Genomic DNA, 7,002 nt, shown 5'->3' with positions numbered 1-7,002 from the left:
CTTCACGTCGAGGTTGTAGAAGTCGGCGGTGCGCCACTCACCCCCGCACCCTCCGCCTCCTCCCGCCCGGAGCCCCGCGCATGAGGGTCACCGACACGAGCGACCTGTGGTGGCGCACCGCCGTCTTCTACAACCTCGACGTGAAGACGTTCATGGACTGGGACGACGACGGCGTCGGCGACCTCGAGGGCCTCGTCCACCGGATCGACTACCTGGCCGAGCTCGGCGTCAGCTGCCTCTGGCTCGCGCCGTTCTACCGGTCCCCCGGCCGCGACAACGGCTACGACATCAGCGACTTCTACGGAGTGGACGAGCGCTTCGGGCATCACGGCGACGTCGTCGAGGTGATCCGGACCGCCCACGACCGCGGGATGCGCGTGATCGTCGACCTCGTCGTCAACCACACCTCGGACCAGCACCCCTGGTTCCAGGCCGCCCGCTCCTCCCCCGACAGCCCGTACCGCGACTACTACGTCTGGCGCGACGAGCCGCCCGCCGATCAGCCCGCGAACGTGTTCCCGGACGCGGAGGACGGCGTCTGGTTCCGCGACGAGGAGGCGGGCCAGTACTACCTGCACCACTTCTACCGGCACCAGCCCGACCTCAACACCGAGAACCCGGCCGTGCGCGACGAGATCGCGAAGCTCATCGGGTTCTGGCTGCAGCTGGGCGTCGACGGCTTCCGGGTCGACGCGGTGCCCTACCTGATCGAGCCCGGCGAACGCGACGAGCACGAGTGGCTGCGCCTGCTTCGCCGCTTCGTCTCGCGGCGCTCCGGCGAGGCGATGCTGCTGGGCGAGGTCAACGTGACCCGCGAGGAGCAGCTCGGCTTCTTCGGCGGCGAGGACGCGGACGAGCTGTCGATGCAGTTCGACTTCATCGGCAACCAGCGCCTCTACCTCGCGCTGGCCCGGGAGGAGGCGGCGCCGCTCGTCGAGGCGCTCGCGAGCCGCCCCGAGATCTCCGTCGGCAGCCAGTGGGCGAACTTCGCGCGCAACCACGACGAGCTCACCCTCGACCAGCTGAGCGACGACGAGCGCGACGAGGTCTTCGCGGCGTTCGCTCCGGAGCAGTCGCAGCGGATCCACGGGCGCGGCATCGTCCGCCGCCTCCCGCCGATGGTCGACGGCGACCCGCGCCGCGTCCGCCTGGTCCACAGCCTGGTGTTCTCGCTGCCCGGGACCCCGGTGCTCTACTACGGCGAGGAGATCGGGATGGGCGAGAACGCCGACATCCCGGGCCGGAGCGCCGTGCGGACCCCGATGCAGTGGAGCAGCGCCGCCAACGGCGGTTTCTCGCGCGCCGACGCCTCCGACCTGATCGCCGCCCCTCCCGGCGGCGGCTTCGGACCCGAGCACGTGAACGCGGCCGCGCAGCTCCAGGATCCGGACTCCCTCCTGTCCCACGTGAAGGGCCTCGCCTGGCTGTACCGGCGGTCGCCGGAGATCGGCTGGGGCGAGTACACGCACCTCCCCTGCGACGAGCCGAGCGTGCTCGCGCACCGGATGTCCGCGTCGACCGGCACGACCGTCGCGGTGCACAACCTGGCGTCGAACCCGCGCACGGCGCACCTGACGCTCCCCGACACCCCCGCCGGGGCGCGGCTGGTCGACTCCCTCGGCGGCGAGTCGCTCCCGCTCGGCGAGGACGGCGCCGTGTCGGTGCCCCTCGACGGCTACGGCGCGCGCTGGTTCCGCGTGGTCACGGAGGAGTCGCGCCGGCTGGTCTGAGCGGAGGGGCGGGGCTCTTCTCGACAGTCCAGGAGTCGTCGCAGTCGCGCACGAGTGCGACAACTACTGGACTCTCGAGGGGGGCGGGGCAGGAACGGAGGATGAAAGCACCCACCGCACGAAACGTTACGCACATCGATCCACCGCATCGTTGACGCCGCTACCCTCCCCCACCTACCGTGAAGCGCAACGTTTCGCCCCCGCCGCCGCACCAGGAGTATCCGCATGGCCCCCACTCCGCCGAGCCACCGCGTCCTCGCGAGCGGCAGCCGCATCCCCGCGATCGGCGCCGGGACGTTCGGCTCCGACCGCTACGACGCCGAGACCGTCGGCCTCGCGGTCGAGCACTCCCTCCGCGCCGGTTTCCGCCTCCTCGACTGCGCCACCGTCTACGGCAACGAGCCGCGCGTCGGCCGGGCGATCGCCGACTCCGGAGTCGACCGCGACGAGCTCTTCGTCATGTCGAAGATCTGGAACGACGCGCACGAGCCCGCGGCGGCCGTCGCCTCCGTCGAGCGCTCGCTCGCCGACCTCGGCCTCGACGTGCTCGACGCCGTCTTCGTGCACTGGCCCTTCCCGAACCACCACCCGCCGCACGCCGAGACCGACGCGCGCGATCCGCACGCCCGCCCCTACGTCCACGAGGCGTTCCTCGAGACCTGGCGCGCGCTCGAGAGCATGGTCGACCGGGGCCTCGTCCGGCACCTCGGCACCTCCAACGTCACGATCCCCAAGCTCGAGCGGATCCTCGCCGACGTCCGCGTCGCTCCGCAGCTGAACGAGATGGAGCTGCACCCCTGCTTCCAGCAGCCGGAGCTGTTCCGCTTCTGCCTCGACCACCGCATCCAGCCGATCGGCTACTCGCCGCTGGGCTCGCCGTCGCGGCCGAAGCGCGATCGGGTGGAGGGCGACATCGTCGACATCGAGCACCCCGCGGTGCGGGCGATCGCCGAGGAGCGGGGCGTGCATCCGGCCGTCGTGTGCCTCGCCTGGGCGGTGAACCGCGGCCAGATCCCGATCCCGTTCGCGGTGAAGCCGGAGCAGATCGAGGCGAACCTGGCCGCCGCCTCCCTGGTGCTCACGGCCGAGGAGCAGGAGGCGCTGCGCGGCGCCGAGCGCAACAACCGGCTGATCAAGGGCCAGGTCTTCCTCTGGCCCGGCAGCTCCGGCTGGCTCGACCTGTGGGACGCCGACGGCACGATCCCGGGCTGGAGCGGCTACGGCTCGCCCCGCGCCACCCTGTGACGTGGCCACCTACAAGGACCTGCAGCGGCTGACCGGCCTCTCGCTCTCGACCATCTCGAAGCACTACAACAGGCTCCCCGTGCGCCCCGAGAACCGGGCGGCGATCGAGGCGGCGGCCGCCGAGGTCGGCTTCCGGGTCAACGGCTTCGCTCGAGGCCTGCGCTCGCGGCGCTCCCGCACGGTCGGGGTGCTGCTGCCCGCCCTCGACAACGAGTTCCACCTCTCGATCATCGCGGGCCTCGAGCGGGCCCTGCGCGAGGAGGGCATCGGCGTGCTGGTCGGCGTGAGCCGCCCCGAGCCGGGAGCCGCGGTCGACCTGCTGCTCGAGAAGATGGTCGACGGGATCGTGGCGGTGCCGTCCGCGGGCGACGTCGACGCGCTGCGCCGCGCCTCCGAGCAGGGCACCCCCGTGGTGGCCGTCGACTGGATCGACGACGCACTGGTCACCGATCGCGTCGCGCTCGACAACGCGGGCGCCGGCGCCTCCGCCGCCCGCCACCTCCTCGACCACGGTCACCGCTCGATCGCGGTGCTCGGCGGGGAGGACGGAGTGTCCTCCACCCGGGAGCGGACGGCCGGCTTCCTCGCCGCCCTGGCCGAGCGCGGCGTCCACCCCGCCGCCGACGCCGTGGTGCGCGGCCCGCTGACGGTCGAGAGCGGGGTCGCCGCCGTCGAGCGGGTCCTCGCTCTGAGCCCCCGGCCGACCGCCCTGTTCGCAAGCAACCGCGAGCTGACGGTCGGCGCCCTGATCGCCCTCGGCGACTCCGGACTGCGCGTGCCGACGGACCTCTCCGTCGTCGGCTTCGACAACGTCGAGCTGGCCCGCGTGGTCCGCCCGCACCTGACCACGATCGCTCAGCCGACGGCGGCGATCGCCGCCGAGGCCGCCGCCCTCGTCCGCCTCCGCCTCGACTCCGGGGCGGAGCAGCCCGGTCCCCAGGAGCGGAGGCTCCCCGGCCGCCTGCTCGCCGGCTCGTCCGTCGCCCACCTCCACGACCTCTAGGAGCTCCTCTTGCTGACCACGACCCTCCTCCACCCCGAGATCCTGCACGCGCTCGCCCGCGCCGGCCACGGCTCCCGCGTCCTCATCGCCGACGGCAACTACCCCGTCGGCACCACGCTCGGACCGAACTCCGCCCTGGTGCACCTGAACCTCCGGCCCGACAGGCTGACCGTCGACGAGATCCTCGACGCCCTGCTCTCGGCGATCGTCGTCGAGGAGGCGACGGTCATGACCCCCGCGCCCGGCATCGACGTCCCCGCGCAGGACTCCTTCCGCCGGTCCCTCGACGGCGTCCCCTTCACCTCGCTCGAGCGGCACGCCTTCTACGCCGAGGCGCGCACCCCCGACGTCGCGCTCACCATCGCCTCGGGCGACCGCCGCATCTACGCGAACCTCATCCTCACGATCGGCGTGCGCCCGGCCGACGCGTCCTGAGCGGGCGGGCGGGGGCGTCGTTCCGCCCGACCCGCTCCCTGAGAGTCCACGAGGCGTTCTCACGGCCGGCATCCCTACTCTGGTCGGCGTGGATCTCGACACCCTCCTCAACATCGGCCTCGTCGTGCTGTTCGTCCTCCTCGGAGGCGTCTTCGCGGGCACCGAGATGGCCATCGTCAGCCTCCGCGAGAGCCAGGTCCGCGCGATCGAGGCCGGAAGCGAGCGCGGCCGGCGCATCGCCGAGCTCGTCCGCAACCCCAACACGTTCCTCTCCGCGGTCCAGATCGGCGTCACGCTCGCCGGCTTCTTCTCCTCGGCGTACGGCGCCTCGACCATCGCGCCCGACCTCGTGCCGCCGCTGCAGTCGCTCGGCCTCTCGGCCTCCGCCGCCTCGACCGTCGCCCTGATCCTGATGACCCTCGTCATCGCGTACCTCTCCCTGGTGCTGGGCGAGCTGGTCCCCAAGCGCCTGGCGATGCAGAAGTCCGTCGCGTTCACCAAGGCCCTCGCGCCCCCGCTCAACGCCCTCGCGCGCCTGATGCGCCCCGTGATCTGGCTGCTGTCCGTCTCGACCGACGCCGTCGTCCGCCTCCTCGGCGCCGACCCGCGCGAGAAGGGCGAGAGCGTCTCGGCCGACGAGGTGCGCGACATGATCTCCAGCAACACCGAGATCCACGAGGACAGCCGCCGGCTGCTCACCGACATCTTCCGCGCGGACGACCGCCGCGTCGCCGAGGTGATGCGCCCGCGCCCGGACGTCGACTTCCTCCGCGGCGCGCTCAGCGTGGCCGAGGGCTACGCGGCGGTCCTCGACCAGCCGCACTCGCGCTACCCGGTGGTCGGCGACGACTTCGACGACGTGCTCGGCTTCGTCCACGTGCGCGACCTGATGTCCGCGTTCCCGGAGGCGGGCCGCGCCGGCACCGCGAGCAGCGTCGCAGACATCACCCGCCCGATCCTCGCGGTCCCCGGCACGACGAAGGTGCTCGCGGCCCTGCGCACCATGCGCCAGGACGGCCACCAGATCGCCGTCGTCATCGACGAGTACGGGGGAACCGACGGCATCATCACGCTGGAGGACCTGCTCGAGGAGCTCGTCGGCGAGATCTACGACGAGTACGACGGCGCCCGCCAGGCGGTCGACGCGAAGGCGGCCGAGCAGCTGCACGACGTCGACGGCGGGATGATCCTCGAGGACCTGGCGGAGCAGCTGGGCATCGAGCTGCCCGAGGGCCCGTACGAGACGGTCGGCGGATTCGTCCTCGACCGGATCGGCCGTGTGGCCGTGGTGGGCGACTCCGTCCTCGTCGGCGACCACCTGCTCCGCGTGGCCGAGACGGACCGCTACCGCATCTCGCGGCTGACCCTCGTGCCGCAGCCCGCGTCGGAGTCGAGCCCGCCGACGGCGCCCGCCGCCTGACGGGCGACCGGCCGCGGCTAGGGCAGAGGGCCCTCCACCCAGCGCGTGGCGGCGCGGCCGCGGGCTCCGGGCTGCGCGATCCACAGTCCGCCGCCGTGCGGATGACGCGCCCGCTCGTCCGCCGAGAGGTCGCGCGAGGCGGAGGTGACGACCGCGATGTCCAGGTCCTCGCCCGCGAAGGCGATGCTGGAGGAGTGCGGGGCGTCGATCCTGATGCCCTCGCCCTCGACCGGGCTGCCGTCGGCCTCGAACACCCGGACGCCGCTCCCGCCCCAGACCGCGACCCACACGCGGCCGTCGGCGTCCACGGTCAGTCCGTCGGCGAACACGCCCTCCTCGAGCTCGACGAACGGCTCGCGCGGGCCGTGCTCGGCGTCCGCGTAGGAGCGGCGGTGGATCACGCCCGACTCGGTGTCGGCCGAGTACAGCACAGAGCCGTCCGGCGAGAAGCCGAGTCCGTTCGAGAGCCGCAGGTCGTCGTCGAGCACGGTGACGGATCCGTCGTGCTCGATGCGCAGCAGGACGTCGTCGCCGGCCGACTCGCCGAGGGTCAGCGAGCCGACCAGGAGGCGCCCCTGCGGGTCGATCGTGCCGTCGTTGAAGCGGTGCCCCTCCGGCAGCAGCTCGGAGCCGCGCGTGAGGGAGCCGTCGACCTCCAGGATCGCGAGCCGCCGGGTCAGCGCGACGAGCGTCCGCCCGTCGCCCAGGGGCAGCGCGGCGCCGACCTGCTCGCCGACGTCGGTGCGCGAGATCGCTCCGATCCCCTCCGCGGTGACGGGGGCGGACAGGACCGCGCCGGCCTCGATGTCGACCCAGGTGAGTCGGGCGGTGTCCGGATCCCAGACGGGCCCCTCGCTGAGGACGTAGGTGGGGGTGCCCGCGGGCGTCGCGTCGATCATGCCTCCACGCTAGGCCGAGGAGGCGGGCGGTGTCAGGCCTCGCGGGACGGATCCGGGCTCGCGTCCACCGCGCCTCGCTCCGGATCCGGGCCGATGAGCTCCGCGCCGCGCTCCGCCTCCGGCGGGCACCGATCCCCGGGATACACCCGCTCGGCGGTCCCTGACAAGGGGTGAATAGCCCGGCGATATGGAGCCGCCGGCGGGTCTAGTGTCGTCTCGCCGCGCTCGGGACAGCGTTCCTCCGCAACGACGCCGGGGCGACAGGAAGGC

The 7,002-nt window shown here is 72.9% G+C and carries 6 protein-coding genes; 5 read left to right on the top strand and 1 reads right to left on the bottom strand.

Annotated elements, in window-relative coordinates; genetic code table 11:
- Nucleotides 1-80: 80 nt before the first annotated feature.
- From C5B95_RS11495 to C5B95_RS11475, 5 genes are all read left to right on the top strand, one after another.
- Entirely contained in the window at nucleotides 81-1,730 is a 1,650-nt protein-coding gene (locus C5B95_RS11495) for an alpha-amylase family protein (protein ID WP_104349215.1), read from the top strand.
- 225 nt (nucleotides 1,731-1,955) lie between these two features.
- Nucleotides 1,956-2,975, top strand: coding sequence for an aldo/keto reductase (locus C5B95_RS11490; protein WP_104349214.1), 1,020 nt, complete (start codon nucleotides 1,956-1,958; stop codon nucleotides 2,973-2,975).
- Nucleotide 2,976: 1 nt separating this feature from the next.
- On the top strand, nucleotides 2,977-3,978 hold the full coding sequence (locus C5B95_RS11485; protein WP_104349213.1) for a LacI family DNA-binding transcriptional regulator: 1,002 nt from the start codon (nucleotides 2,977-2,979) through the stop codon (nucleotides 3,976-3,978).
- Between the two features lie 9 nt (nucleotides 3,979-3,987).
- Nucleotides 3,988-4,413: an RbsD/FucU family protein gene (locus C5B95_RS11480; RefSeq protein ID WP_104349212.1), complete on the top strand. Its 426-nt coding sequence runs from the start codon at nucleotides 3,988-3,990 to the stop codon at nucleotides 4,411-4,413.
- An 88-nt stretch (nucleotides 4,414-4,501) separates the two neighbouring features.
- Nucleotides 4,502-5,833: a hemolysin family protein gene (locus C5B95_RS11475; RefSeq protein ID WP_104349211.1), complete on the top strand. Its 1,332-nt coding sequence runs from the start codon at nucleotides 4,502-4,504 to the stop codon at nucleotides 5,831-5,833.
- A gap of 17 nt (nucleotides 5,834-5,850) precedes the next feature.
- Here the strand turns inward: C5B95_RS11475 and C5B95_RS11470 are convergent, their stop codons facing one another.
- Nucleotides 5,851-6,732: an SMP-30/gluconolactonase/LRE family protein gene (locus C5B95_RS11470; protein ID WP_104349210.1), complete on the bottom strand. Its 882-nt coding sequence runs from the start codon at nucleotides 6,730-6,732 to the stop codon at nucleotides 5,851-5,853.
- Nucleotides 6,733-7,002 lie beyond the last annotated feature (270 nt).

The sequence above is a fragment of the Rathayibacter sp. AY1A7 genome, assembly GCF_002930845.1.
GTDB lineage: Bacteria > Actinomycetota > Actinomycetes > Actinomycetales > Microbacteriaceae > Rathayibacter.
Note: the sequence above shows the minus strand (reverse complement) of the source record. Positions and strands in the feature narration are given on the sequence as shown.

Bases quoted from the DNA above. Each gene is read 5' to 3' on its own strand.
- C5B95_RS11495 (WP_104349215.1), top strand. From the start codon at position 81: ATGAGGGTCACCGACACGAGCGACCTGTGGTGGCGCACCGCCGTCTTC.
- C5B95_RS11490 (WP_104349214.1), top strand. From the start codon at position 1,956: ATGGCCCCCACTCCGCCGAGCCACCGCGTCCTCGCGAGCGGCAGCCGC.
- C5B95_RS11470 (WP_104349210.1), bottom strand. From the start codon at position 6,732: ATGATCGACGCGACGCCCGCGGGCACCCCCACCTACGTCCTCAGCGAG.